21 protein-coding genes are annotated in these 26,494 nt (G+C 48.4%); 5 read left to right on the top strand and 16 right to left on the bottom strand.

Annotated features, from left to right (window positions below; genetic code table 11):
* Positions 1–310 precede the first annotated feature (310 nt).
* From CCY32_RS01105 to CCY32_RS01095, 3 genes are all read right to left on the bottom strand, one after another.
* Entirely contained in the window at positions 311–1,756 is a 1,446-nt protein-coding gene (locus CCY32_RS01105) for a hypothetical protein (RefSeq protein ID WP_141096154.1), read from the bottom strand.
* Between the two features lie 167 nt (positions 1,757–1,923).
* Positions 1,924–2,688 (bottom strand): LytTR family DNA-binding domain-containing protein, encoded by a 765-nt coding sequence (locus tag CCY32_RS01100; RefSeq protein WP_088328513.1) that lies wholly within the window; start codon positions 2,686–2,688, stop codon positions 1,924–1,926.
* Positions 2,685–3,710, bottom strand: coding sequence for a histidine kinase (locus tag CCY32_RS01095; protein WP_168171398.1), 1,026 nt, complete (start codon positions 3,708–3,710; stop codon positions 2,685–2,687). The genes CCY32_RS01100 and CCY32_RS01095 overlap by 4 nt, the downstream gene beginning before the upstream one ends.
* 278 nt (positions 3,711–3,988) lie before the next feature.
* Here CCY32_RS01095 and CCY32_RS01090 point away from each other — a divergent pair, with 278 nt between their 5' ends.
* Together CCY32_RS01090 and CCY32_RS01085 are read left to right on the top strand one after the other, a co-directional pair.
* Positions 3,989–5,446: a hypothetical protein gene (locus CCY32_RS01090; protein WP_088328509.1), complete on the top strand. Its 1,458-nt coding sequence runs from the start codon at positions 3,989–3,991 to the stop codon at positions 5,444–5,446.
* A complete protein-coding gene (locus CCY32_RS01085) occupies positions 5,443–6,444 on the top strand; it encodes a succinylglutamate desuccinylase/aspartoacylase family protein (RefSeq protein ID WP_088328508.1) in 1,002 nt (333 codons plus the stop codon). Before CCY32_RS01090 ends, CCY32_RS01085 begins: the two co-directional genes overlap by 4 nt.
* Positions 6,445–6,518: 74 nt before the next feature.
* Here the strand turns inward: CCY32_RS01085 and CCY32_RS01080 are convergent, their stop codons facing one another.
* The 4 genes from CCY32_RS01080 to CCY32_RS01065 all read right to left on the bottom strand — a co-directional run bounded on the left by CCY32_RS01080 (position 6,519) and on the right by CCY32_RS01065 (position 9,044).
* Positions 6,519–7,223, bottom strand: coding sequence for a transporter substrate-binding domain-containing protein (locus CCY32_RS01080; protein ID WP_168171397.1), 705 nt, complete (start codon positions 7,221–7,223; stop codon positions 6,519–6,521).
* A 193-nt stretch (positions 7,224–7,416) separates the two neighbouring features.
* Positions 7,417–7,755, bottom strand: a complete 339-nt coding sequence (locus tag CCY32_RS01075; RefSeq protein WP_088328504.1) for a DUF1840 domain-containing protein — start codon at positions 7,753–7,755, stop codon at positions 7,417–7,419.
* Positions 7,752–8,027: an Lpp/OprI family alanine-zipper lipoprotein gene (locus CCY32_RS01070; RefSeq protein WP_088328503.1), complete on the bottom strand. Its 276-nt coding sequence runs from the start codon at positions 8,025–8,027 to the stop codon at positions 7,752–7,754. Before CCY32_RS01070 ends, CCY32_RS01075 begins: the two co-directional genes overlap by 4 nt.
* Positions 8,028–8,105: 78 nt before the next feature.
* Entirely contained in the window at positions 8,106–9,044 is a 939-nt protein-coding gene (locus tag CCY32_RS01065; RefSeq protein ID WP_088328501.1) for a L,D-transpeptidase family protein, read from the bottom strand.
* A 146-nt stretch (positions 9,045–9,190) separates the two neighbouring features.
* Here CCY32_RS01065 and CCY32_RS01060 point away from each other — a divergent pair, with 146 nt between their 5' ends.
* The gene (locus CCY32_RS01060; protein ID WP_088328499.1) at positions 9,191–10,597 is read left to right on the top strand and encodes an MBL fold metallo-hydrolase; all 1,407 of its coding nucleotides are present in this window, start codon (positions 9,191–9,193) and stop codon (positions 10,595–10,597) included.
* A 12-nt stretch (positions 10,598–10,609) separates the two neighbouring features.
* Positions 10,610–12,160: a Na/Pi symporter gene (locus tag CCY32_RS01055; protein ID WP_088328498.1), complete on the top strand. Its 1,551-nt coding sequence runs from the start codon at positions 10,610–10,612 to the stop codon at positions 12,158–12,160.
* 24 nt (positions 12,161–12,184) lie between these two features.
* On the opposite strand, the gene CCY32_RS01050 is transcribed toward CCY32_RS01055, so the two are convergent.
* The gene (locus CCY32_RS01050) at positions 12,185–12,430 is read right to left on the bottom strand and encodes a hypothetical protein (protein WP_088328497.1); all 246 of its coding nucleotides are present in this window, start codon (positions 12,428–12,430) and stop codon (positions 12,185–12,187) included.
* A 168-nt stretch (positions 12,431–12,598) separates the two neighbouring features.
* On the opposite strand from CCY32_RS01050, the gene fabA reads away from it, so the two are divergent.
* The gene (gene fabA, locus CCY32_RS01045; RefSeq protein ID WP_088328496.1) at positions 12,599–13,117 is read left to right on the top strand and encodes a 3-hydroxyacyl-[acyl-carrier-protein] dehydratase FabA; all 519 of its coding nucleotides are present in this window, start codon (positions 12,599–12,601) and stop codon (positions 13,115–13,117) included.
* Positions 13,118–13,186: 69 nt separating this feature from the next.
* Here fabA and rmf read toward each other — a convergent pair whose 3' ends face one another.
* The 8 genes from rmf to CCY32_RS01005 all read right to left on the bottom strand — a co-directional run bounded on the left by rmf (position 13,187) and on the right by CCY32_RS01005 (position 26,331).
* Positions 13,187–13,363 (bottom strand): ribosome modulation factor, encoded by a 177-nt coding sequence (gene rmf / locus CCY32_RS01040; RefSeq protein WP_088328495.1) that lies wholly within the window; start codon positions 13,361–13,363, stop codon positions 13,187–13,189.
* A gap of 313 nt (positions 13,364–13,676) precedes the next feature.
* A complete protein-coding gene (locus CCY32_RS01035) occupies positions 13,677–15,392 on the bottom strand; it encodes a DUF3466 family protein (protein ID WP_088328494.1) in 1,716 nt (571 codons plus the stop codon).
* Between the two features lie 44 nt (positions 15,393–15,436).
* On the bottom strand, positions 15,437–17,335 hold the full coding sequence (locus tag CCY32_RS01030) for an ABC transporter ATP-binding protein (protein WP_088328493.1): 1,899 nt from the start codon (positions 17,333–17,335) through the stop codon (positions 15,437–15,439).
* Positions 17,332–17,562: a glutaredoxin family protein gene (locus tag CCY32_RS01025; RefSeq protein WP_088328492.1), complete on the bottom strand. Its 231-nt coding sequence runs from the start codon at positions 17,560–17,562 to the stop codon at positions 17,332–17,334. The genes CCY32_RS01030 and CCY32_RS01025 overlap by 4 nt, the downstream gene beginning before the upstream one ends.
* Positions 17,552–19,660, bottom strand: coding sequence for a bifunctional 23S rRNA (guanine(2069)-N(7))-methyltransferase RlmK/23S rRNA (guanine(2445)-N(2))-methyltransferase RlmL (gene rlmKL / locus CCY32_RS01020; protein ID WP_088328491.1), 2,109 nt, complete (start codon positions 19,658–19,660; stop codon positions 17,552–17,554). The genes CCY32_RS01025 and rlmKL overlap by 11 nt, the downstream gene beginning before the upstream one ends.
* A gap of 96 nt (positions 19,661–19,756) precedes the next feature.
* Positions 19,757–20,284, bottom strand: coding sequence for a cell division protein ZapC domain-containing protein (locus CCY32_RS01015; RefSeq protein WP_088328490.1), 528 nt, complete (start codon positions 20,282–20,284; stop codon positions 19,757–19,759).
* Between the two features lie 104 nt (positions 20,285–20,388).
* Positions 20,389–21,396 (bottom strand): quinone-dependent dihydroorotate dehydrogenase, encoded by a 1,008-nt coding sequence (gene pyrD, locus CCY32_RS01010; RefSeq protein ID WP_088328489.1) that lies wholly within the window; start codon positions 21,394–21,396, stop codon positions 20,389–20,391.
* A gap of 108 nt (positions 21,397–21,504) precedes the next feature.
* Positions 21,505–26,331: an NAD-glutamate dehydrogenase gene (locus CCY32_RS01005; protein WP_088328488.1), complete on the bottom strand. Its 4,827-nt coding sequence runs from the start codon at positions 26,329–26,331 to the stop codon at positions 21,505–21,507.
* Positions 26,332–26,494: the final 163 nt, after the last annotated feature.

Below are 26,494 nucleotides of genomic sequence, written 5' to 3'. Positions count from 1 at the left end.
GCAGGATGAAAATCCCCCCATAAAACCCAGTCCTGCCAGCATAAAGTATTCGCCAAATAAAGAACGCCGGCGCGGCATGACCAGCAGCCGCCTGTCCTCATTGTGTAAGCGGTGTGAGCGAAAGTTAGCCGGACCCACAGTATTTAACTTGATCGTTTTAGCATGCAATTTCATGTTCATTATCTTTTTCTGGATGACAGGAACCCTAGTAAGACAACATTGCTGTGAAGAATCTGTGAAGCCATTTGCACAATAAATATGCAACAACAGCAAGCCCACTGATTTACAGGGGACTGAGTCCCCTACTTCATCAGCCGTTGGCGCAAATATGCATGTTTTTGGGGCAGCCTTTTATTTCAAAACTCTGAGTCCAGGCTTTGAATTCATCAAGGCTAAATTTTCTCCAGCCCCTGATATCGATAAGGGATTGAACATCCAGAGCTAATGCATCCAGAGCCCGGGCAAAACGGACCATGTCATGATAGACCCTCGGTTTGGCAGTTTTTAAATCAGTAACATAGTGATCTTCAGCGATCACCATCCTGGCTGCTGGTAAATACACAAGCAGGTAGTGCTGTGCATGGGCTGTGGCAATATCATAAAGCTCAATGTTGCCCAGAGAATATGCATGGCGATCAGTTATCTCAATCACATCGTCATCAGACCAATTGCCGGATAATGAGGCCATGATACTGGGTTTATGTGAAGCAGCCACAACCAGCTTAGCGCCCAGCTCGAGTGCCTGTTCTAAGCCTCTGAGGTTGGCATTATGGTGATGCGTCACAATAAATTCGTTGATGGGCTTGTTGATGTCAGTGAAGGCTGCAATGGCGGCGAAATTTTCACTTAACGCATCTGCAGAGCCAACGGCGGTAAAATGGCCCGATTGTTCGATAAAAACCGTCATGGAGCGCCCTTTACCGGCCTGGTACACCCCATCGGCTAACTTTTCGGCGCGTAGCATAGAGCGGTCAATGGTCTCGCCCCAGGGGGTATAGTCTTTGAAGCCCTCAAAAGCGAGTTCAAGATCAGGGTTTGTCTCCAGGGCTCGTTTGACTGAAGTCAGTCGCAAGTTTCCATCAACAAAGAAATTTAAATCCGCAGCAAACAGCAAGTCATCGACCTTCTGGTGGTTGGCGAAGATGTACAACAGGTCGATATTGGGGTGTTCTCTGCGTATCTTGCGAATCACTCCGGTCTCTTTATCAACAAAATAGGTGAACTGAGCGCCTGATTTAAGCGTTACCGCTAGTTTCTGGTGTGGTATTCCACGGTAATACTCATCGCCGAGATAGTCCGCTTCTTTGACATCGTAATGCAATCGTCTGGCCTGCAAGGTATCACTGCTGCGCTCAACACTGGCACCCAATCGATGGAAGTCTGCCCAGTTTTCTACTGAGTACTTGTTATGCAAAATGTCATACATGATGGTGGTTGTTCCATCATGGATCCATTTTTCCAAATCAATGGTGGTACGGGGAACACGGTAAGATAACAGGCTCTTACGCTTGGTCGAATAATCAATGGTAAGCTCTTCATTGATTCGCCAAATTTCAGGTACACCCGGTATTTCACTCTCCCCGGGCCAGGGCCCCTTGTTATAGTCAGTGATTTTGAGGGCGGCCGCATTGATCAGCGCATCACCGCCATAAGCGGCAATCACTTTATTGATGATCTGAGACTCTATGGCTCCAATGTCTTCACTTTGTGAGTTATCAGCAGAGACCTGCAATGAAATAACGCTTATTGAAGTCAATATGAAGCATGAGATGAGGCGATTAAAAAGCCTGTGTGTGAACCGGTATAGTTTAGTTGATGGCATAGCAAAGTAATCCTCATGGATGGTCGTGAGGGCACATTGACATCCAGCCCAATGCAAACCTACCTAGATTAAATAAGCGGCTAGAAATCTACGCTGAGCGGCTACGCTTTAATGCCGTGTTTTTGCAGGTGTTTCAACAGGTCTTTATAGCGACGACTCATTTTAACCTTGTCGCCCTGACTCATCGTCAGTATGGCATCGCCATAACGACCTTTTTCTACTCGCAAAACGTGAGCAGTATTTACGATATAGGATTTATGACAGCGAAAAAAAAAGTCAGGATCCAGATCCAGACTTAACCGCTTGAAGGAGTCTCTAGATAACAGGGTCTTATTTTCAAAATGATACGCAAGGTGATCAGCCACCGCTTCTATGTAGATAATCTGCTTCTGCCTGACGTAAAACAGTCCCTCACTGGTTTTAATGCTCAGCCCCATGGGGGAAGCCTGTTGCTTCAATTGTGTGTAGAGGGCTTCAACGGCAGAGCGCTTAGACACCAGTGACTTTTCATTGATTCGCTGACGAACTTTTTCGATCATCACATCAAAACGAGCCTGCTCAATTGGCTTAAGCAGATAGTCCAGTGCGTTATGATCAAAGGCCTCAACCGCATACTGATGATAAGCTGTAATAAATACGATCTGAGGGATCTGATGCTCCCAAAGGCTGAGCAATTGAAAGCCAGTGCCCGTAGGCATTTCTATATCGAGAAACACCAGATCGGGTGTCGCCAGCTGTTTGAGCTGTGGGTCATCGGCACTGTGCCCCTGGTATATCACCTCAAAGTCACGGTGCTTTTGTAACGCCAACAATATGCCTTTGTGCGCAGCAGGCTCATCATCAATAATCCAGCAATTCACCGTCATGCTGCTACCTCATAAGGCAGGCAGATCCTGACCGTAAAGCGGGCATTCTCAGTCCGAGAAGTTATCTGGGCGTCATCACCATAAAGTAACGCTAATCGTTCTGTAACATTCTTGAGTCCGGTTTGGGTTCCGTGTATTTGATCCCCCTGGCTTTCTCGGTAAGGATTGGTAATTTCCACGCAAAGCCTGCCAGCTTCGACACTGGCACGTAAATCGATATCACAGTCGGCCATCAGTTGCCGGCTAAACTTTATCGCATTCTCTGCAAGAGGCTGCAGTATCAGTGGTGGTAGAAAGGCTGACTTCGCCTGATTTTGAATGTGATAGTTAATATTCAGAAGATCTTTACCACGCTGCTGTTCTATCTCGACAAAGTGGCCCAGGAGTTTTAGCTCCTGCTCAAGTGGTATTTTGGTGTCAAATTGGTTATCTAAGGTGGTGCGCAAAAATTGGCTAAGCTTCACCAGCATGGCATGGGCCGATTCTGTATTTTTTTCCAATATGGCAACATCCAGAGAGTTAAGCACGTTAAACAGAAAGTGAGGGTTTAACTGTGACATCAACAGCTGCAACTGAGCGTCTTTTGCGGTGTGAATAGCCTTCTCCGCATCGCGTTTTTGGGATTGTTTTTCCAGATATACATAACCTAAGGCAAAGAGCCCTGCCCAACACAGAATCAATAACACCCGGTAGGCGCTACCCGAGAGCAAATCCAGCATTGGCGCACTGAACAGCGCCTCAATACTCAAGTGCCCATGCAGCACTATGGCCAGATTGTTCCAGATAATAAGGGTTACTGCGCTCCAAACCAGCAGTACCGAGTATCTGATGACAACAGAATGATTTCTGAGTTTATGATGGAACCACGCCAAAAGAGTGGTCGCCATTATCATAAAGAGGGATACAAAAACGCTTCCCTGCCAGTGGTTTTTCCCATACAGCAGGTGGCTGATATGTTCCAGTAACAGGTAGGTAAACCAGAAGGCGACGTTGGCCAGAATAAGAACGGGATACTTAAACACTTTAGCGCCTTGCATCAGCGGGTTTAGGGCATCTAGACAGGCTTGAACTATAAACTGATTCTGTTCAGCTAACTACCACCTTTGGGGTCAAAACGATAAAGCATAAGGTGATTGAGTTGGGCTTCTCGTTTACTCTTCTTGCAGCTCGGAGACCTCCCCCACTTTCCTGCTCAAAAAGCAAAAATCTTTACAAAAAACACAGACTTAATCAGATTCGTTTTAGGTCAAGATATGACAATTAGCCTATAGTAATAGTAAACCAATTCAAAATGGCGCTTATGGGACAAGCACTTAATAAAGATCACTTTACACCAGCCGAACACACTGAGTACCGTAAACGTCTGCAGCAGCAACTTGATGAGCTTAAAACGGTTATTGAGCAGCCAGGATTCTCTGATGGACCAGCCAGTATCGGTGCGGAACTCGAGCTCTACATCACAGACAAAAATGGATTGCCCGCCCCGTACAATGAAGAGCTTCTTACCTCCATGGCGCATCCGTTACTCACCGAAGAACTGAATCGCTTTAATCTGGAGATCAATCTGTCGCCGGTCACGGCTCAGGGTAAACCCTTCAGTGCAATGGAAGCTGAATTATTACCGATTCTTAAAACATTGCGTCAGCAAGCGGCGAGCATGGATGCAAAAATTGCGACAATTGGCATCCTGCCAACCTTAAACAGCACCCATCTACAGCGCGACTATATGACAGACCGTGCCCGTTATCGCGCACTGACCAATGAACTCAGTGCCCTTAAAGGCGAACCCTTTGTGGTTGATATTAATGGCCAGGACTCGCTGAAGATGAGCTGTGATGAAGTGACCCTGGAAGGTGCCAATACCTCTTTTCAGGTTCATCTGAAAGTTTCTGCTGCGGATTTTGCACGCTATTTCAACGCCGCCCAGCTGGCCACCTCGCTGGTACTGGCCATATCAGGGAACTCACCCACTTTTCTGGGACAAAGGCTATGGCAGGAAACCCGCATTGCACTGTTTAAACAGTCTATCGACTCCCGCCACCCAGGGCTGACGCGATGGCGACAACCCTCGAGAGTCAGCTTTGGCCACGGCTGGGTGCGCCAAGGTGCCTGGGAACTGTTTGCGGAGAACGTTGCGCTACACTGCCCGCTTATGCCCTACATCAGCGAAGATAATACCCCTTTTGCTGAACTCTGCCTGCATCATGGTACAGTCTGGTCATGGAACCGACCGGTCTTTGAACATAAAAAGGGAGGCCATTTACGCATTGAATACCGCTATTTACCGGCAGGCCCCTCTGTTATCGATATGATGGCCAATGCTGCACTGGCTATAGGTTTAACGGTGGCGCTGGCAGAACACATGCCCCAGCTACTACCTAAAGTCCCCTTCCCTTACGCTGAATTTAACTTCTATCGCGCCGCACAACATGGGCTGGATGCCAGTATATTATGGCCTTTAGACAACCAGCACGGATTGCGAGAAAGTCGGGTGACTGAGATTATTGGCCAATTACTGCCAGAGGCGGCTAAAGGACTGGAGCATCTTGAGGTATCCAGGAGCGAAATAGACAGTCTTCTGAGCGTCGTTGAAAAACGTCTGAGTCACGGTGTAACCGGAGCGAGTTGGCAACTGAACCGGCTAGATAGCTATTTGGGTAAAGGAGATCAACAGCAAGCACTGAGTCGAATGCTTGAGGACTACATGCACTTTTCTACCAGCGGCGAGCCGGTAGCAAATTGGGAGCTGGCAAAATGAGTGGAATACACTTACAGCATCTTCATCCGCCATTTGAGCTGGCAAAAGGTAAAACCCTCAGCCGTTTTCTGCATTATCTTCCCGGCCCCTGCGTGTTTCATATACCGGGAAAGAATCGTTCTCAGTGCAGGATCATCGTTACGCTTCTGCATGGCAATGAGCCCTCCGGGCTCAAGGCCTTACACCGTTTGCTCAATGAGGATTTTATTCCTGAAGTTGAGACAAAATTCATTATAGCCTCAGTAGCCGCAGCCAAAACCGAGCCGCTTTTCAGTCATCGCATGCTGCCAGGTCAAGCCGACTTAAATCGCTGCTTCGGGAAGGATATCAAAGACTTACAACACCAACTTGCACAGGCGATCGAAGCGCAAATCCGCGGATTTTCACCGCAGGCAGTGGTTGATATGCATAACACCTCGGGGAGTGGCCCGGCGTTTTGTGTCAGTACCCAGGCTACCGAACAACACCTGGCTCTGGCCTCTCATTTTAGTCATCGTATGATCCTTACCCCGATCCGCCTCGGCGCGATTATGGAACAGGAGTTGGGCGGGCCCATCATTACAGTAGAGGCCGGTGGAGCCCAGGATGAAGTGGCTGACAGAGTCGCTTACAACGGGCTTATTTCATTCCTCAGTGCCAAGGATGTGTTTGTTTCAAAACAACATGTAGAGCAGCTTAAGATGCCTCGTCGGGTTGAGTTATCAGAGGGTTGTGATATCGCCTATGCCGATGTTCCCCTCGCCGACAAAGCGGTGACCCTACATAAAGACATTGAAAAATACAACTTTGGCGAGACCCCTGAAGGCACGGCTTTGGGGTGGATCAACAATAACAATCTGAATGCACTGAGTTTAGATGGTGATGCTAACCTGCTCACACGCTGGTTTCGGGTAGAGAGAAATCAACTGATGACAAAATGCCCGCTCAAGCTCTTTATGATTACCACCAATGCGGATATCGCCAAATCGGACTGTTTGTTTTATGTGGTTGAGGATTGAGTCAATCAGATACTTTTACAACGCGTGAGTTGGGTTTAACAAAACAGAACACAGGTTGCCCTTGTATCGGTTGTTCAGGGCTGAATATAAGCCTTACTAAGAATACGCTTGAGCGCGCCGCTATCCTGCATTTTAGCCAGTCTTTCGTTGATAGTCGTGATAAAGCGACTGGCCCCCTGAGAGTCATGGCACAGCATGCTGTCATTCTGAGAATAAAAGTGGGATGCGTCGGTGTAGATCAAGGCAGGAGTCTTTTGTTGATTAATCAGATGCATCGCATCAGGCAGATAAACTAACATCACATCGACTCTTCCCTTATCCAACAGCAATTTGGCCTGACTGTCACTGTTTACCTCAACCAGTGCCTGGTGTACCAGTTCCTCAATACGCCCTCCGAAGGTGTTACCCCGGCGATACGCAATCATCACCGGACGCTGTCGTGGTAACAGCAAGGATTCTGTGCGGTATTCTTCATAACCAATGAAGTACGCTTTCGCCGTATTGAATGCAAGGCTTTCTATCAGCCGGCTTTTTTCGTTGTGAACACCTAAGCTACTGGGAAAAAGGCAGTCCACTTCATGCTCATTAAAAGCCTTAGAGGCCCGGCTGCCCGGATAATAGAAATAGCTTACCGAGCCAGATGTACCTTGCTGCAAATGGGTCAGAATCTCGGTGTAGGGGGCTTCGTTGTTATGCTCTTCCAACATCCCTTCAATGTGATTAACTGCGATCCTCAGGGGTTCTGCCGCCCTACTCACCTGAGAAACAAGCAGTATCACTATACACACCAGCATTGGATGACTGATGCGCCTAACTAAGCATTTTAACTTTCGGTGTCTATTCAATCGGGTGTTGATAGCTTACTCATAAAAGCAGATATGGTGCGAATATCCTAGCGCGAGTGACAACTGAGTAAAATATCAGTAAGAGGAGCAGGCGACTTTAGGCGTTGAATTAACATCACCGCCTAACTTATCCGCCTGCCTCCCAACTGACATGAACGTTGTCCTTTGCCGCACTGGCCAACAACGCCAACAAGGGTTTAGCACGATTTCGCAGACTTACGGGGCTCTCCTGCTCCTCATCATCCTGGTCTTCTGCGTCTGAGTCATCGGATGGGTTATCTGTTTCCTCGTTCTCGGGCAGGGTTGCAAGGGCTCTTTTGAGACGGTCATGAGCCAATATGACATCCTCGTCTTTAATGGCACCGGGGACTTTCCCTGTTTGTCCCATCATTTTAAGCAACTGCACAGCAACATCACCAAACAAGGTGATGTTGCTGTATGCCTTTGTTTTGAAGGTAACAATCATTTATTGCAGCAACGTTCAAACATACGCTTGGCACGCTCATCATTATCACTGGCCATTTGTTGCGCTTTTTTTGCCTCACTCGTTGCCATATCAGCCTGTCGCTGCGCGGCCTTTACCGCTGTACCATTCTCGCTAACTTTGCTTTTCAGGCGATTCATTTCACTTTGCAGTTGATCAACCTGAGCCTGCAGTGCATCGCTGTTATTCGATGCGCACCCCCCCAGACTCATCACTGCAGCAAGAGATATCATCGTTATAAGGTGTTTTTTCATATTGCCTCCTTGTTCATTAAATTAACGGTATTGGCCCCATTAAACCTAGTCAAATCTCGCCAGTGTGCAATTTATTCTTCAATTATCAGACACCTGTTGCACAAGTCCTTGTTGTTTTTTTGCCGTTGTCAGTAATATTTTCCAGTCTATTTTTACGTTGTCGTGCGACTGACTTGCTTTAACTACCGCTGATGTCACAGGGGTCAGATTATTCCACTGAGGTGTTGCCAGCGGCGGATAAACCTGCAGCATCAATTTTTCTTTATGCCAGCCTGTTTTTACCGGTTGGTCAATAATCGTTACCGGGGTGCCTTCCGGCAGCTGCTGGTACAAGTTTGCAATGTCGTCATTTCTCAGACGGATACAACCATGGCTGATGCGGGTGCCCACACCAAACGCCTTATTGGTGCCGTGTAACAAATAGCCGGGTAAATCCAGGTTAATGGCATATCCGCCAAGAGGGTTATCTTTGCCAGGTCTCACCAGCTCCGGCAGTTCCCTGCCCTGTTTGCGATGCTCAGCCCTGACACTCTCAGGAACCCGCCACCATGGATCTTTATTTTTACCTGTCACCCGGGTCTGCGTCACTGGCGTCTCCCACCCCTGACGGCCTATACCAACAGGATAAGTGATCACCTTGCTCTGCTTTGGGGGAAAATAGTACAACCTGAACTCAGCCAGATTGATCACCACCCCATGACGAATGTCTGGCAATATCCGCTGCATCGGTAACAGAATCTGACTACCTGGCTTGGGTAACCAGGGATCTACGCCCGGATTAGCCAGCACCAGCTCGTTAAATCCAAGAGAATATTGGTCTGCGATATCCGCCAGTGTTTGCCCCTTCTGGACAACCACTTCAATATTTTTACCAATCAGATCGCTGTCAACACCGGGCAGATCATAACTGACCGCCCAGCATCGCGCTGCCGCTAAACCGGCTAGGGTTATCCCCAATAGCGCCCGGAAATTCCTTAAAAGGCCATTTTTTTTCAATAGCTTACCGCCTTTACTCATTTCATCACTAGTCTACTTTAATTAGAACCTCTGCGTCATTGTCCGTCGTTCCAATCGCTGATCTATATCAACACAGGCCAGATACATCTGGCGTAACATCACAATATGGCTAAGCTAACAGCAAGCGGATAAAAGGAATAGAGAGTATGGCTACAGTAACCTTTTTAGGTGCGGCGCAGGAAGTCACCGGCAGTTGCCACCTGCTGGAATCTGAGTGTTTCGGGAAAATATTGCTGGATTGCGGAATGCATCAGGGCGGTGATTTAATCAGTCGTCTCGAAGAGGAACACTTTGCGTTTAATCCGGAGACTATTGATGCGCTGGTATTGTCCCATGGTCACCTTGATCATTGTGGCATGCTGCCCAAACTGGTTCACCAGGGATTTTCAGGGCCAATATATTGCACCAAGGCCACGGCCGATTTGTTGACCGTCATGTTGAAAGACGCTGCTGGACTGTATGAAAGAGATCTGGAGCGTGACAACCTTAAGCGTAAACGCCAGGGTAAGCCTGTTCGTGAGCCTGAGTACACCATGGAAGATGTGGAACGGGTTTTCGAACTTTGTGATGGCTTAGACTACTGTGAAAAAAGGCTCATTTGTTCTGCTGCGGTAACGCTTCGTCTGCATGATGCAGGGCACATACTGGGTTCCTCAATTGTTGAACTGACCTTTACAGAGCGAGGTAAAGAGAAGACGCTGGTCTTCAGCGGTGATCTTGGTAAACGGGATGCGGTGTTGATGAACGATCCCAGCTCTCCCACCAAAGCGGATCTGGTTCTGATGGAGAGTACCTATGGAGACCGGGAGCACCGCACTGAAGAAGATACACTGGTGCAACTGGAGCAAATACTCAAGGAAACCTGGAAGCGTGGCGGCAATGTCATGATCCCCTCTTTTGCCGTTGGCCGCACACAAGAAATTCTGTTTCATCTGGGGTGCTTGCGCCAACAGAATAAGCTCGATAACTGGCAGATTTTTCTCGACAGCCCCATGGCAATTGAGGTGACGAGAATCTATGAAAAGTGGCTGGAGTTGCTATCCAAAGAAGACACTCGTCATCTTGATGCATCACACAAAGCGCCGCTGGAGGATTTTTTACCTAACCTGTTTTTATCTGTCACACCGGAAGATTCTATGGCCATCAATAAAATAAAAAATGGCGCCATTATTATCGCCGGAAGCGGTATGTGCACCGGTGGAAGAATTCGCCACCACTTTAAACAACGTATCTGGAATCCCCATAACACCCTCATATTCGTCGGCTTCCAGGCCAGAGGAACGCTGGGCAGAATACTGGTAGACGGCGCGAAACACATCAAGCTTTTCGGCGAGCAGTATGTAGTCAAGTCGCAAATCGAAACACTGGGCGGTTTCTCTGCCCACGCGGGCCAATCAGGACTCGTACGGTGGATTAGCCACTTTAAACCAGTGCCCGAGGTGGTATTGGTGCATGGCGAACCAAAAGCTCAGCAGGCACTTGCTGATCGTCTGTATAAAGAGCAACAGCTGCGGGTCAGCATTCCGGCACGAAACCATAGTCTGGTGTTTTAACGAGACAATATCATGTGGATGCAAATACTCGGTGCCCTGGGCCTTTTTCTGTTGGGCATGTGGCTGATGACAGAAGGGCTCAAAGTGGCGGGCGGTAAGGCCCTTGAGCACCTTCTGGGAAAATGGATCTCTAACCGGCGCAAAGGATTTTTAGCCGGCGTACTGGTAACCGGCATCGTGCAATCATCCAGTGCGGTGACGGTCGCCACCATCGGTTTTATCAATGCGGGATTGATGACCTTCTCTCAGTCGGTCTGGGTCATCTTCGGCAGTAACGTAGGAACCACCCTAACGGCCTGGCTGGTGACCCTGGTGGGTTTTAAACTGGATATCAGCGCCATTACCCTCCCCCTGATTGGCGTAGGTGCCCTGCTAAAAGTGTTTTCGCCAAGGGTCAGAGGCCAGTCGCTGGGTATGGCCCTGGCGGGTTTTGGGTTGCTGTTCATGGGCATCGCCTCACTGCAGCAAAGTTTCTCTGGCATTCATATAGGACCGGAAAACCTCAGTACTGTCATAAGCAGCCCGGTGTTAATGGGACTATTCCTTGGCATTGTTTTAACCATTTTAACTCAGTCTTCCAGTGCATCTCTGGCGATCATTTTAACCGCCAGTGCCACCGGCATGGCACAGCTGGACATGGCTGCTGCGGCCGTCATAGGGGCGAATGTCGGCACCACGTCTACAGCTGTCATTTCTGCATTTGGCGCTTCCAGTAGCGCAAAACGACTGGTACTGGCACACATTCTGTTTAACCTGTTAACGGGCGCTGTCGCACTGCTTATTCTGCCACTCTTATTGTGGCTGGTACGAAATCATATCGATGCGGATTCAGCGTCTCTGCCGCTCATGCTGGCAATTTTCCATAGCGGTTTTAATGTTTTGGGCGTATTGCTGATGCTACCCATTGAGCCATTGCTATCAAAATGGTTGTTAACCTGTTTCAGGAGCAACAAATATCGTCATAGTGAACTGGACAGCAATATCGCATCGGTACCGGAACTTGCGCTTAACGCCTTATACAAACAAACCCGACACCTCCATGATCATGTGAAATCTTTTGGCGTCATTACCCCCGCTTCGCTGAGCACTATTAACGAAGCATCCCTGAAGATAAAGCTGGCAAAAGAGTTCGTCGGAAAAGCCAGTCGCAATACGCTCACTGAGGCACAGAGTGCAGAGTTCGAAACCGCACTGGCTACCCTGCATGGATTGTCTACAGCCATACAGTCCTACACAGAATTTTCAACAACATATCATGACGATCCACAAATCTATGCTTATCTTCCCGCGGTCACGCAGTGGTTAGAGAAACTCCAGCATGTGGTTCAGGATACAGGGGAACAGGATGAGTCAGTCTGGCAGCAACTGAATCAGGAGTATCAGCAACTCAGGCTGACAATGATACGTACCAGTGTCGAGAAAAAATTAGATTTGACCCGCTTAGAGCAGTGCCTTAACGGGCTGAGCAATGGCTTGCGCTTTGTGCGTCGACTGCGAGAAGTCAGTAGGAGCATGAGTGAGTTTGAAGCGCATGAGCAAGAACCTTCTGCCACTCAGGCGTAATCATAGCCATCCTGCTGTTACCTATTAGTAGTCGTGCTTTTTAAGCCATTCATTTAACAGCTTAATTTGTCCGCAGCGGTAGGCGGCATAGGTTACGCGTAACGCATTGCTAAGTAGTTCACTGTCTGTCCAGCCGCTTTTTTCGGCCAATTCCTGATAGCACTGCATCGCTTTAGGGTTCACATAGCCCCGGACTTCTTTACGTCCCTTTTCCTTTTGCCTTTCACGGAAGCGTCGTTGTTTTTCTGCATTCACATTGGTGTTTTTCATCTGAGACCGAACATCTTTGCCTGTGTTTGCGTGAATATTATCACTCTCACCGGACTTGGTGTTTTATTCTGTTGATACTGAACAAAAAAATATCACTGTTCAGAGTTGTTTGGCGCACGAGTGTTCGCTAAATTAAGGCGCTCAATCATCCTCAACCATAAGTGAAATATGACACTCAAACAATCTAGCTTTTCCCGGGAAGATTTGTTGGCCTGTAGCCGCGGTGAATTATTCGGTCCAGGCAACAGTCAGCTCCCCGCGCCCAATATGTTAATGATGGACAGAATCGTCACCATTTCAGAGCAAGGTGGCGATTACGACAAAGGTCATATCGTGGCTGAGTTGGATATTTCACCGGATTTGTGGTTCTTCGACTGCCATTTCCCCGGTGATCCCGTCATGCCCGGTTGTTTGGGGTTGGATGCAATGTGGCAATTGGTTGGTTTTTTCCTGGGCTGGTGCGAAGGTCCTGGAAAAGGACGTGCTTTAGGGGTGGGTGAAGTGAAATTCACGGGCCAGATTCTACCAACCGCTAAAAAAGTCACCTATAAAATTCACATGAAGCGTGTGATTAAGCGCAAGCTGTTTATGGGAATGGCTGATGGAATTGTTGAAGTCGACGGCAGAAAAATCTATGAGGCAAAAGACCTCAAGGTAGGACTGTTCCAGGACACCAGTAATTTCTGAGGCAGGATATGCCGCTAACAGACATTAAAAAAGCCCCGTGGGGGCTTTTTTTTCGTACGAGATGACGGACTAGCGATTCACTAACCCAATACTTCGATCTTCCTGGGCGGCTCGCCACCCACCTAACCACTGAGAACGGCTATCCATTGTCTGATATGGGCAAATGTCTTTTGAACGACCAGATATGCCGGCCTGATAGCCTTTAGCATGAGCACGGGAAAGTTTATCTCTTTTCTGTCTTTTCATTTAGATACCTCATCCGTAGAGTTTAATGGTGTGATCGTTGCGACCACATATATGTGATAGAGGATCTCAACAAATGGTTCAATGCAGTCGTTTACAGGTAGTGATTGACTTTTATTAAGTCACTGAATTGTTCTGACATTTTCCTTACATTATTTTGTAATAAATTTGTCATAAAACGCGCTTTATGGAATATGATTTTAAATCAATTGGATAACTCCAGGAAAAAGAAAAAGCCCCTGAAAACAGGGGCTTTTTTCTTGGAGGGTAGTGACAGCTGTCAATCAGATTGAACAGCCCAACCAGGGTGACACACCTAGCGGGATAAAAACCGTCTGAAGCCCAGCAGCATTAAAGGAAGTAATAACCAGCTGATTCCGGCTCCTTGGCGTTCCTGCTTATCTTCTGCGTTATCACATTCCTCCACTGAACCACCCGGAATAGGAGCAAGCTTAACCGTGACGACCGTTTCCTCAGCAATTTGATTTCCGGCATCATCCAGAACAGGCTCGCCGGTAATGTCTTTGCGTACGCCGCTCACAGTGGCCACAGCGACGATTTCACCGCGTTCATTAATACTGTGGGCCTGTACCAGAGTGTAAGGCGAGTCACATGCCACCACATCGTTTAAATCGGTAAAACTCTGATCATTCAGGTCGTACAAAAAGGCGTGGCGACGTCGGGTAGAACCGCCGATCACGGTATCGACTTCACCTTCACCGACCACCATCCCTTGATCGTTAATGTCTCTGGCTATACTTGCAGAGCCGGGGAAAAAGTCATCCGGAAACACGAGCTCCTCACTGTCGATGTCATAAGTGAAAAACTTCGTACGATCGAAACCATTGATGGTCTTCACCGCATAGCCGACGGCCACGTTGTTATTATTAATCGCAGTTGCCGCACTGAGGGTATTAGACCGGTTTAACGTCGAAATAGAGTAGTCTTCCTGATCAGCAAATGCCTTTACCTCACCATCAGCAAAGACCGCCGCATAATTTCTTACCACAGAATCACGGAACGGGTTGAGATGGCTGCTTTGCCCTACCGCAATGCCCTGTTCATTAACGTCAGCGGCGCGGCTGGCATAGACGCCCGTATCATCTTCTTCCGGCTGATAGCTGATACCGTACTGAGTCTGATCTACAATGCTGCCGCTGGCATCCAGTTGCCAGACACTGGCGCGTATCTGGTAGAAGCGATCTAAGGTGCGGCTATAGTTAGACTCCAGTCCATTGGCGATATTGTTAAAACAGACCTCGATGGGAACATCGCCCCGAGTATCTTCGTCATTACAATTATCCAGTGCATCCAGCAGAATTTCATTGGCTTCGGTGCTTATCTCGCCTGCAACAAGGTAATTGTCGGTCAGCGCATTGGCCCGACTGTATCCTCCCAGGGAGGTATCTTCCGGCACCAGCGGAACGGTTTGTCCATTAATCTGCACAAACGCCCGTGTTTCAAAATCTCTGGCAACATAGGTCAGGGCTTCGTCATTCTCATTCACCCAGGGATACTTTGTAAAAGGTGCACTGCCATAACCGGCCACGTCACCGGTACCATTGATATCGGTAACAAAGGTATCCACACTGCGACTCAGCCCCCCTATATCGGCATCTGTTACATCAAAGCCTGTCACTTCTTCACTGCCATTGGCGTCAGTCAGGTAGCTTTGTATGCTGCCCAACTTTTGGTACAAGGGATTATTGGGCACACTGCCGATTAAAAAACGGTATATAACGACTAAATCTTCTTCACTGATCTGCCCGGCCTCTACCGCGTCAGGATCATTCAATTGCGTGCGCAGGGCTTCATTGTCATCCAGATTCAGTAAACTGACATCGATAGGCGGATTGAACGGTGTTTGCACCAGCACGCCTGCCTGCCCCTGTGCTCCGGCAGCAGCAGCGAAGCTGGCAACCCCTTTGGAGGCTGCATCCAGTTCGATTATCTCGTAGCTGGCGGCACTCGCGCCGAGACTGAAACAGGCCAGTGCTAATGTCGATAAGGGGTAAAATCTTGTTTTTATCATCTGTTATCCTGTGTTACTGCAAGCACTATTGGTCTCCAGGGCCATCAGGCCTGTGACATGCTATCTAATTCTTCCCATCTGTCATAGGCTTGCTCAAGTTCTTTATGCGCTTTAGCAAGCTTTTCCAGCTGGCTGGAGGTTTGTTCCGGATCCTGATTAAAAAAATCCGGGTCATTAATTTGCTTTTCCCATGTCTCAATCTGTTGCTCAAGTTGTTCTATCTTCTGTGGCAACTGTTCAAGCTCAAGCTGAAATTTGTACGAAAGCTTCTGCCCCTTGGCCGGCGCAGTTCTGGCCGTTGGACTTTGCGCTTTGCGATTAGTTTCCGTTCGTACGGTATTATTTTGTTGCCCGTACCACTGTTTTATCTCCGTATAGCCACCAACAAACTCACGAACCTTGCCCTCACCTTCAAAATACAGGCTGGAGGTGACCACATTATCGACAAATTCCCGGTCATGACTGACCAAAATCACGGTGCCAGGGTACTGACTCAGGGTTTCCTCAAGGAGCTCAAGGGTCTCTACATCCAGATCATTGGTCGGTTCATCGAGAATCAAAAGATTACTGGGCTTGGCCAGTAACTTAGCCAGCAGCAGGCGATTTCGTTCACCCCCTGAGAGTGAACTGACCGGAGCCTGAACCCGATCGGGTGCAAACAGATAATCCTGTAGATAACTGATCACATGACGGGTACGACCATTTATGGTCAGCTCTTTTTTCCCCTCAGCAACAGCATCTACTACGCTGGCATTCTGATCCAATGCTATTCGGTGCTGGTCGAAGTAAGCCAGCTCAATATTAGTACCCTGGCGGACACTACCAGAATCCGGCTGTAATTGTCCCAATAACAACCTGATTAGCGTACTCTTACCACAACCGTTGGCCCCAATTAGCGCCAACTTATCACCTCTGATGAGCGTGAAATCAAGGTTTTCTACAATGGGCTTGCCCTCGATATGATAACGCAAGTCACTCGCTTCAAAGACCAGCTTCCCGGATGACTGACTATCGGCCAGACTTACCTTGGCGGTACCTTGTACCTGACGTCGTTGCGCGCGCTCCTGACGCAGGGCCTTAAGTGCCCTGACCCGCCCTTCATTGCGTGTACGCCGAGCTTTGATTCCCTGACGGATCCAACGCTCCTCTTCCGAGAGTTTTTTATCAAACAGGGCATTGTGACTTTGCTCAACAGCCAGATCCGCCGCTTTTTTATCTAAATACTGCTGGTAGTTCCCCGGGTAGCTTGTCAGCTGCCCGCGATCCAAATCCACGATGCGACTTGCAATATTGCGAATAAATGCCCGGTCATGGCTTACAAACACCACGGTACCGTTGAATTCTGCCAGCACTTTTTCCAGCCACTGAATACTTTGTACATCAAGGTGGTTGGTCGGCTCATCAAGCAGTAAAATATCTGGTGCCGTTACCAGTGCCCGGGCCAGTGCGGCTTTGCGTCGCCAGCCACCCGACAGGGACGACAACGATTGTTCACCGTCCAGTTCCAGTTGCGTCAGGACCTGTGTGATACGCTGTTCAAACTGCCACGCGTTCAAATGGTCCAGCTCCGTCTGCAGGCTCTCCATGCGTTTAAGATTTTGCTCAGTGGGCTCATTGGCCACTTTAGCGGTGATGGCAAACCAGGCCTTGAGTAACTCGCCCGATTCAGCCAGCCCTTCTGCCACATAATCAAAGATGCTTTGTTGCAGAGACTGCGGGGGATCCTGTTCGAGTCGGGCTATGACAGTTTCTGCTGCGGTAATACGTTGACCATCATCAAGTTGCAGGCTGCCCTCTATCACTTTCAACAGTGTCGACTTGCCACACCCGTTTCTTCCTACCAGACACACCCTCTCCTGAGGCTGGATGACAAGCTCCACGTGATCCAATAAAGCATGATGGCCGAAAGCCAGTTGTGCGTTTTTCAGCTGCAATAAACTCAAGACAAAAACTCTTTCAGTGTTGCGGGTTCAAAGGGCCAGTTCAACTCTGCCCCGGATGCCGTTTTTAGCACCGGAATGTGGTAACGATATTGCTCGTAGAGCTCATCATCATAAGCAATGTCCTTAACCGTCATGGAGATGTGCGGAGCGATCTTCTCAACCATCTCTTTGGCCTGCTCACATAAGTGACAGCCCTCGGTGCTGAACAGCGTGACACTAGTCTGCATGACGTAGCACCCAGCAATGATGAATCTTAGGATTACGCTTAAAATCTTCCGGTAAGGTTTGGTTACTGATATTTTCTGCGATTAATCCCTTTTCCCTTAGCCCCTGTTCATCGAGCTTAAACGAGCGCAGATTATTTGAGAACAGGATCTCTCCACCCTTTTTGAGACAACGTTTAGCATCGTCTAATAATGCAACATGGTCACGCTGCACATCCCAGGTATCCTGCATCCGTTTGGAGTTTGAAAAGGAAGGTGGATCGATGAAAATAAGATCGTACTGCCCCTGATGCTCCTGCAACCACTTCAGACAGTCTTCCTGTAAAAAACGGAACTGATAAACGTTATTCAGTTTGTTTAATTCAAAATTACGCTTCGCCCATTCCAGATAGGTTTTGGACATATCCACCGTGGTCACTGATTTAGCGCCACCCAACGCGGCTTGCACAGATACCGTCCCGGTGTACGCAAAAAGGTTCAATACATCTTTGTTTTTGCTTCTTTTTTTGACCATTTCGCGAGTAGTGCGATGGTCGAGAAACAGGCCGGTATCCAGGTAATCTTTGAGATTGACCCAATATCGGGCACCGTTTTCCCACACCTGCATATACTCTTTTTCGGTTGCCAGCTTCTGATACTGTTCTTTGCCTTTTTGCTGCTGACGAACCTTCAGCACCACCTTTTCATTATCAATATCCAGTACCGAAGGAAGCTGCATCAGCGCATCCATAAGACGCTTGCGGGTTTTGCTTTCGGGTATGTCTTTAGGTGCCGCATACTCCTGCACCACAACCCAGTCAGCGTAGATATCGATGGCCAGATTATATTCTGGTAAATCCGCATCGTAGATACGATAGCAATTGCTATCTAACTGTTTCAGCCACCCTTTCAACCGATGCAGGTTCTTCTTCAGCCTGTTTGCAAAGTCACTACCCGGCGGGGCCTGCTCGCGAATCTCGCAGTTTTGTTCATCCAACTGAAAATTCACTAACTGACAGGCGAGCTTACCGTTGTATAACTGATATGCCTTGGCAGCCATCAATTTCATCTGACGCAGTAAATCACGGTTAGACGTGAGCAATGAGAGTTTCCAGCCCTTGAAATCTTGTTTCAGGTGCAGCCCCCACTGGGCAAACAACCCGAGCAACTGAGTCAGCTCACCAAGCCTCTCGCCGTAGGGTGGATTTGATACGATGTAGCCTGGCTGCTGTGTATCGCAACGCCAGCTCAGCGCATCTTGGTTGGAAAAGATGATGTCATGGGCAACACCTGCGGCCGACGCATTCTGTTTAGCCAGCGTCACCATGTTGCGATCAATATCATTTGCAAAAATGGCACAACTACAAGGGCGCTGTTGTGATTCCGCTTCGTCCAACAAGCTTTGCCAAAGCGCTGGTTGGTGTTTTTTCCAGTGACTAAAACCCCACTGTTGGCGAGACAAGCCCGGCGCAACATTGCTTGCAATCAATGCGGCCTCGATCGCTACCGTGCCGGCTCCACACATCGGGTCGGCCAATGTCTTGGCGCTGTCATTAGCCCAACCACTGCGATACAGCATGGCCGCAGCGATATGCTCTTTAACCGGCGCATCCCCTGCTTTAAGACGATAATGGCGCTGATGTAAACTGTGTCCACTGAGGTCCAAATAGATGCCCAGATGCTGGCGCCACAAGCGGCACTGGATACGCAGATGCGGGTTGTCTTTACTTACATTGGGGCGACGTTCATAGAGTTCCTGAAACTGGTCAACAATGGCATCTTTAACTTTAACGGCCCCGAACTGGCTGTTGTTGATAGCCCGGTTGGTTCCGATAAAATCCACCACAAATTGTTGCGTCACGTCCATTTGCAAGGACCAGTTGACACTACTCGCTATCTGATACAACTGTTCTGCATCGTTAACGTCGCCCTCTGCCAGGCACAACAGAACCCGATTGGCCAGCCTGGACCACAAACAAATCCGGTAGGCATCCTCTAACTCTCCTTCAAACAACACCTGCCCAGGCTTGGATTTTAGGCTGAGTTCGGGGCACAGCGTTGCGATCTCCTGCATCAGCAGATCATCCAGCCCCTTGGATGTGGTTATCAGAAAAGCGTGCATAGACTGGCCGTTAAATTTCAAAGGCGGGGATTATAAGGGAAATGCCAGCACCAATCCATGTATACCCATGGTTCCGTGACGGCTTTAGGCAGTTTTTCAGGCGCGTTTAAGCTGAAAAGACGTTTCCATGCAGGGTAACAGACAGTCCGGAGTCACCCGAATCAGTTCAAATTGTTTCAGTGTTTTGCCTGGCTGAAGCTCAAGCTGTGGATCCAACAGCATGCACAAACAACTACTCTGCTTGTCTTCCACCACCCATACTCTGACCTCTGCTGCAGAGGTACTTAAGTAGGCAAGACGATGAAAATGGCCGGATTGTGCGACGCGATTGAAAAACCAGCTTTTGGGCATGAGCGGCTTATGATAACGCAGCGCAGCACAGGTATTCAGCGCTATCTGTGTTCGCTGAGCGGCGCTGTAGGACAGACTGCATTGCTCCAGTTCATTAGCGACATCGGCATAATGTTCTAAATCCTGCAAGTCAAAAGGCGCCGGATTGACCGGTGCCCGATTCAGCGCTTTGTACGTGTATGGCGTAGTAAACTGCATCTCACCCATAGACAGCGATAAACACCCGTGTTGCGTATCGTAAAACCATTGCCAGTCTGTATCGGGTTGCAACATGATGAGCCTCCTGCGCTTGTTCTTATTTATCCTGACGATACACCTAAGCACTTATTATCATTAATAATTTTTTTTGATAGTCAGTCAGGATCGCAGCAAGATCTTTATAAGCCTTTGAGGATCTTTGCGATCAACTTAGGCCCCTGATAGATCAATGAGGAGTATATCTGGATCAAATCCGATCCCGCCTCTAACCTCGCTTTGGCCGTCTCGGCTGAATGGATGCCACCGACACCAATAATGGGCATGCTGCCTTGCAGAGCCGATTTAAGCTTGATCACGATCGCCTGGCTCTGATCCGTCAGTGGTTCACCACTGAGTCCCCCACTCTCCTCGGCATGCTCTTGTCCTTGCACTTTTTCACGGCTCAGGGTGGTATTCGTGGCAATGACACCATCCATGCCGCTTTGCATGAGAGAACGCGCGATATCCTCTAATTCTTCATCGCTGAGATCCGGCGCTATCTTCACCAGGATAGGCACGTACTTACCATGCCGCTGGGCTAACTGTTGTTGTTGTAATTTCAGTCCACGTAGCAACGAATCCAGCGCTTCGCCATACTGCAGATTGCGCAGTCCTGGCGTATTCGGTGAAGAAATATTGATGGTGATATAACTGGCATGGGCATAGACTTTGTGCAAACAGGCGACATAATCATCCAGCGCGTTTTCTTCCGGCGTGGTTTTATTTTTGCCAATATTGATACCCAACACGCCCTGATACTCGGCCTGTTTCACCTGCTCAACCAGATAATCCACACCTTTGTTATTGAAGCCCATACGATTGATAATGGCTTGTGACTGAGGCAGGCGAAACAACCGGGGTTTATCATTGCCCGGCTGAGGGCGCGGTGTCACGGTACCGATTTCGATAAAACCAAAGCCCATGGCAGCAAACGCGTCAATGCACTCTCCATTTTTGTCTAAGCCTGCGGCCAGTCCCACAGGATTAGGAAAGTTCATGCCCAGAAGCTGAACGGGTTTAGGTGGCAACTTCTGTGAATAGATGCCCTTAAATAAGGTGTGTTGACTGTGTTTTAAAAATCCCATACTCAGATCATGGGAACGCTCCGCGTCCAGGCTAAACAACAGATCTCTGAAAAAGGCATACATGGGCACTGGCTCCTCGCCGAAAAATAAACAATACCGCGTAGTGGGCTCTTACGGATAAAAAAAACCCCGGTAAAACCGGGGCATTATATACAAAATCTCAATCGATGCTTAGGCGCAATTCAGACTAAGCAACATAAGCTCTCTTAAGGCCACCGAGAATTTTGCAAATTCATGTGTGGTACTGGTCTTGAATTCAGACATCATATGGTACCAGCGCTCCAGCAGCACTTTATGTGCTTCCATCCAGTTATCCAGGATGGCCTGAGCATCTTTGTTATCCGGTTCGAACTTCAACAACACCGAGGTAATCGCCCGTTGCTGCCAGTCCAATTCTTCACGGTAAGAGGCCCTTGCCAGAGCCTGCCAATGATTGCTGACAGACTGACGGTTGATTTGATCCAGGAACCAGTGCAGTTGCAGCTTATTACCCAAACGGTAATAAAGGCTCGCCACCAGGGAAACCGGTTTGTTCTCGTTCCTGGCAATCTGCGCCAAATCAAGACAGGAGAACAAGTTACTCAGACTGCCCACCTGATACGCGATATCATCGGGAACACCGCCCTTAGTCAGTTTCAGCGCTTTGGATTCAAGCTCCTGATACTCCTCTTCCACCAGATAATGCTGCAGGTTTTTGCTCAGATCCGCAAAGGTGTCACGGTATGATTCAACAGCCTCGTCAATGGCCAGAGATTTGTTGCCATGACGAAGATACCAGCGTGAAGCACGACGTAAGGTGCGGCGCATATCATCGAGCATGCTCAGTACCAGTTCACTGCTGATTTTATCTTCGAGTTTTTCAATATCACGCCACAGGCGCTCCATACCGAAAATACCCTTCACCACCGAGTAGGCATTAACCACTTCTGAGATGCTGGCACCAGTCTCTTCCTGAAGGCGGAACGCAAAGTTCAGTCCCATATCATTGAGCATGTTATTGGTCAGCTTAGTGGCAATGATCTCTGCCCTAAGTGGATGCTGAGTCATCTGCTCGGCAAACCGTTCCTGCAAGGGTTTCGGAAAGGCGCTGATCAGCAACTTAGCGTGATAGGGATTATCCGTCACCTCAGGAATATTCAGCTTCTCTTTCAGACCCATTTTGCCATATGCCAGCAACACCGACATTTCCGGACGAGTCAGGCCTTTTGCAGACGCCTGGCGCTCTGACAATTCATCATCGGATGGAATAAATTCCAGTTCGCGATTCAGATTACCCTCGCGCTCCAGACCATGGATAAATCGCAGTTGCTCTTTAAGCCTGTCACCACCACCTAACTCATCAATGGAAATTGACTGAGTCTGACGCTTACAATCCTGAAGCACTATCTGTGCTACGTCATCGGTCATATCATAGAGCAGCTTATTGCGCTGCTTGATGGTTAACTCTCCGTCCTGCACCAGCGTATTGAGCAGGATCTTGATGTTCACTTCATTATCCGAACAGTCCACGCCACCCACGTTATCAATAAAGTCGGTGTTCATGCGCCCGCCATTCGCACAATATTCAATACGGCCTAACTGAGTGAAACCTAAGTTGCCACCCTCACCGATGACTTTGGCTTTAACCTGCTTACCGTTGACACGCAAGTCATCATTGGCGCGATCCCCCACATCGGCATGGGTTTCTTTTGAGCCCTTCATGTAGGTGCCGATACCGCCGTTCCAGAGCAGATCCACTTCCATTTGCAGGATGTTTTTAATCAGCTCGTTAGGCGTCATGGTCAGTTGCTTGGTACCCAGCCACTTCTTCATTTCAGGAGAAAGTTTGATGGATTTATCCGCGCGCGAGAACACACCACCGCCTTTAGAAATCAGTGACGTGTCATAATCGGCCCAGTTCAAAGACGGATCTTTAAATAAACGCTCACGCTCTTTATAAGTACTGGCGGCATCCGGGTTGGGGTCGAAGAAAATATGCATGTGGTTAAAGGCGGCAACCAGACGGATATGTTTGGATAACAACATGCCGTTACCGAACACATCGCCCGCCATATCACCGATACCCACACAGGTGAAATCTGTGGTCTGACAGTTGATGCCCATTTCCAGGAAATGGCGCTTAACGGATTCCCACGCACCACGGGCCGTAATTCCCATACCTTTATGGTCGTAGCCCACACTGCCACCTGAGGCAAATGCATCCCCCAGCCAGAAGTTGTATTCCTCAGCAATGCCATTGGCAATGTCAGAAAAGGTTGCCGTACCTTTGTCCGCAGCAACAACCAGATAGGGGTCATCCTCATCCAGTCTTGCCACGTCTTTCGGGTGCACCACTTCGCCCTGAACAATGTTGTCGGTAATATCGAGCAAAGAACGAATGAAAATCTTGTAACAGGCCTTGCCCTCTTCAAAGATCGCCTGGCGTCCCTCACCAACTGGCAGGTTTTTACATACAAATCCGCCTTTGGCGCCCACCGGCACAATCACCGTATTTTTTACCTGTTGCGCCTTCACCAGCCCCAACACTTCGGTACGGAAATCTTCTTGTCGGTCAGACCAGCGCAGACCACCACGGGCGACTTTACCGCCGCGCAAGTGCACCCCTTCAACTCTTGGCGAATACACAAAAATTTCGAACTTGGGTAGCGGCAATGGCATTTCCGGGATCAGCTCAGGGAGCAATTTGAAGGAAATATAGGACTTGTCATTACCTTGTTCATCCAACTGGTAGAAGTTGGTTCTGAGTGTGGCCATGATCATATCCAGATAACGACGGATAATCCGGTCATCATCAAGATTTGAAACGTTGTCCAGACTTTCCTTAACCTTGGCCAGTAGGGCCTCTTCTTTCTTCTCAGACCGCTTAACTTTTGGGTCAAAACGTTGTTCAAACAGGTTGACCAGCAAGGTCGCGATCCCCGGATAGGCATCCAGCGTTCGCGCGATGTAGTTTTTACTGAAGGAACTGCCCGTCTGGCGCATGTATTTCGCATAGGCCCGCAGAATGGTTACTTTTCTGCCAGGTAAACCGGCTCCAAGAACCAACCGGTTGAACGCATCATCCTCGAGTTGCTGATACCAAACCTTGGAGAACGCGTCCTGGAACAGCTCCTGGGCCTGCTCAAGGCTCATTTTATTGCTGGCCGTGTGTAACATGGAAAAATCCATGATCCAGTTTACGCTGCCATCACTGGCCTTGACCTGATATGGACTCTCGTCAATCACCCGCAAACCAAAGTGCTCAAGCATCGGGAGCACAGCGGACAGATGAATAGGCTGATTACGATGGAACAGTTTCAGTTTCACTGCCTCACTGTCAGCCGACTCTTCCTGCGGCCGATAGAACAACATATCCAGCGTGTGGGTATCGGTCAGACTCTCAATTTTTTCAATATCCACTACCGTCGTGGTAGGCAGATTGTGTTCTTTGTAACTGCGGGGAAAGGCGCTCAGATATTTTTCATCTAATTGCTTGCCACGGGCTTCACCATAGGTGCTTCTCAGGGCACTGCTGAGTTTATCTTCCCAGCGTTTGCTCAGTTCAATGATATTTTTCTCAATTTCCTTCACATTGATTTCCACATTGTTATTCTTCACCCTGACGATGTAATGGGTACGGGCATAAACAGATTCAGAAAAATAGGTGGTAAATTCTACGTCCTGATTACTGTTAAAGGATTTCTGCAGTAAGGCCTGTGTTTCTTTACGCAATTGGGTGTTGTAGCGCTCTCTGGGCACAAACACCATACAGGAATAGAAGCGACCGAATACATCGCGACGCATAAACAGGCGCGATATGCCTCGCTCCTGCATCTGAAAAATACCCAGCGCAATTTTACCCAACTCAGATTCATTGGCCTGAATCAGTTCATCACGGGGATAGGTTTCCAGAATATTCAAAAACGCTTTGTACGCATGAGAAGACTTATCGAATCCGGAGTTATTGCTCATGCGCGCAATTTTATCTTTGAGCACAGGCACTTCATATGCACCGGCATTGTAAAAGGCGGAAGAATACAAACCGATAAAGCGGTGCTCACCCACCACATTGCCCTGCTTATCAAACTCCTTAATACCTATATAGTCCATATAGGCTGGGCGATGAACCCGTGATTTCGAATTGGTTTTCGTCAGAATCAACGGATTATCACTGAGGGTTTCCTGTTGTGCGGAAACCGGTAGCTTAGAAAGTAGCCGCTCTCTGTTGCTCACAGAGTTTTTCATCAGTCCCAGACTGGAATCATTGTCTGCGATCCAGCGGTAATCACCTTCAATCGCTTTCGCCTGATAATGGCGATACCCCATCAGGGTGAAGTTTTCATTGCTGATCCAGCGCAAGAAAGCGTGGGTCTGCTTTTGTGCTTCTTCTCCCGCAGGACAGGGTTGCTTGTCATAATTAGCAATAATGTCCTTGAGCTGCGCTTTCATTGGCATCCAGTCGGATACGGCTAACTGCACTTCATCCAGTACAGAGTGCAACTCTTTTTCAATCTCTTGTAGTGCTTTTTTGCTGGTCTGACGGTCAATCTCAATCAGGAAAATGGTCTGCTTGCCGTGACCTTCCTGCTTGCTGTCTAACAGGCTTTCTACGCGATGCTGTTTATCGCGTTTTACCGCTATGGGGCTGTGCAGAAGCAGATGAGCCGTAATACTCAGACGGTTGATGGCCATACGCACTGAATCAACCAGAAAGGGCATATCTTCAGTGATAATCTCTATGATGGTATGCGATGACTGCCATCCGTGCTTGCCAATTTCCGGATTAAACACACGGATAAAAGGTTCGCTGTCATGGTAGTCAGAAAACTCGTTCCACAAACTCAGGCTGGCGCCATAAAGGTCGCTATCGACGCGGTTTTCCAAATCATCACGGGAAATATTTTTAAAAAGAATTCTGGCAAACTGCTCCACCAGTTGCGCCTGCGATTTATCCACTTTCTTGCGAATTAATGTGTAAACATTATCCAGAAGTACAGAGTGCTGGTTATCAACCGTCATTTTTCTACCTTGTTATGCAGACTTTGTAGGGCAAATTGTATACCAAAGCGTCCTATCCATCGATTTCACGACACAGGCAACAGGGTTGTTTGCTGTGCCAGTTATTATGTGACAGGTTCAGAGTACCTTGGCGTTAAAACACTGCTGTTGCATTTAAGCTAAG

The sequence above is a fragment of the Lacimicrobium sp. SS2-24 genome (assembly GCF_002201535.1).
In the GTDB taxonomy this organism is placed as follows: domain Bacteria; phylum Pseudomonadota; class Gammaproteobacteria; order Enterobacterales; family Alteromonadaceae; genus Lacimicrobium.
The sequence above is the reverse complement of the archived record's forward strand: the minus strand, read 5'-3'. Positions and strand labels throughout refer to the sequence as shown.

Coding starts and splice junctions, on each gene's coding strand:
- CCY32_RS01075 (WP_088328504.1), bottom strand. CDS start 7,755: ATGATTGTTACCTTCAAAACAAAGGCATACAGCAACATCACCTTGTTT.
- CCY32_RS01100 (WP_088328513.1), bottom strand. CDS start 2,688: ATGACGGTGAATTGCTGGATTATTGATGATGAGCCTGCTGCGCACAAA.
- CCY32_RS01055 (WP_088328498.1), top strand. CDS start 10,610: ATGTGGATGCAAATACTCGGTGCCCTGGGCCTTTTTCTGTTGGGCATG.
- CCY32_RS01005 (WP_088328488.1), bottom strand. CDS start 26,331: ATGACGGTTGATAACCAGCACTCTGTACTTCTGGATAATGTTTACACA.
- CCY32_RS01025 (WP_088328492.1), bottom strand. CDS start 17,562: ATGCAGACTAGTGTCACGCTGTTCAGCACCGAGGGCTGTCACTTATGT.
- rlmKL (WP_088328491.1), bottom strand. CDS start 19,660: ATGCACGCTTTTCTGATAACCACATCCAAGGGGCTGGATGATCTGCTG.
- CCY32_RS01065 (WP_088328501.1), bottom strand. CDS start 9,044: ATGAGTAAAGGCGGTAAGCTATTGAAAAAAAATGGCCTTTTAAGGAAT.
- CCY32_RS01015 (WP_088328490.1), bottom strand. CDS start 20,284: ATGTTGCAACCCGATACAGACTGGCAATGGTTTTACGATACGCAACAC.
- pyrD (WP_088328489.1), bottom strand. CDS start 21,396: ATGTATGCCTTTTTCAGAGATCTGTTGTTTAGCCTGGACGCGGAGCGT.
- CCY32_RS01090 (WP_088328509.1), top strand. CDS start 3,989: ATGGGACAAGCACTTAATAAAGATCACTTTACACCAGCCGAACACACT.
- CCY32_RS01035 (WP_088328494.1), bottom strand. CDS start 15,392: ATGATAAAAACAAGATTTTACCCCTTATCGACATTAGCACTGGCCTGT.
- fabA (WP_088328496.1), top strand. CDS start 12,599: ATGACACTCAAACAATCTAGCTTTTCCCGGGAAGATTTGTTGGCCTGT.
- CCY32_RS01085 (WP_088328508.1), top strand. CDS start 5,443: ATGAGTGGAATACACTTACAGCATCTTCATCCGCCATTTGAGCTGGCA.
- CCY32_RS01050 (WP_088328497.1), bottom strand. CDS start 12,430: ATGAAAAACACCAATGTGAATGCAGAAAAACAACGACGCTTCCGTGAA.
- CCY32_RS01060 (WP_088328499.1), top strand. CDS start 9,191: ATGGCTACAGTAACCTTTTTAGGTGCGGCGCAGGAAGTCACCGGCAGT.
- CCY32_RS01070 (WP_088328503.1), bottom strand. CDS start 8,027: ATGAAAAAACACCTTATAACGATGATATCTCTTGCTGCAGTGATGAGT.
- rmf (WP_088328495.1), bottom strand. CDS start 13,363: ATGAAAAGACAGAAAAGAGATAAACTTTCCCGTGCTCATGCTAAAGGC.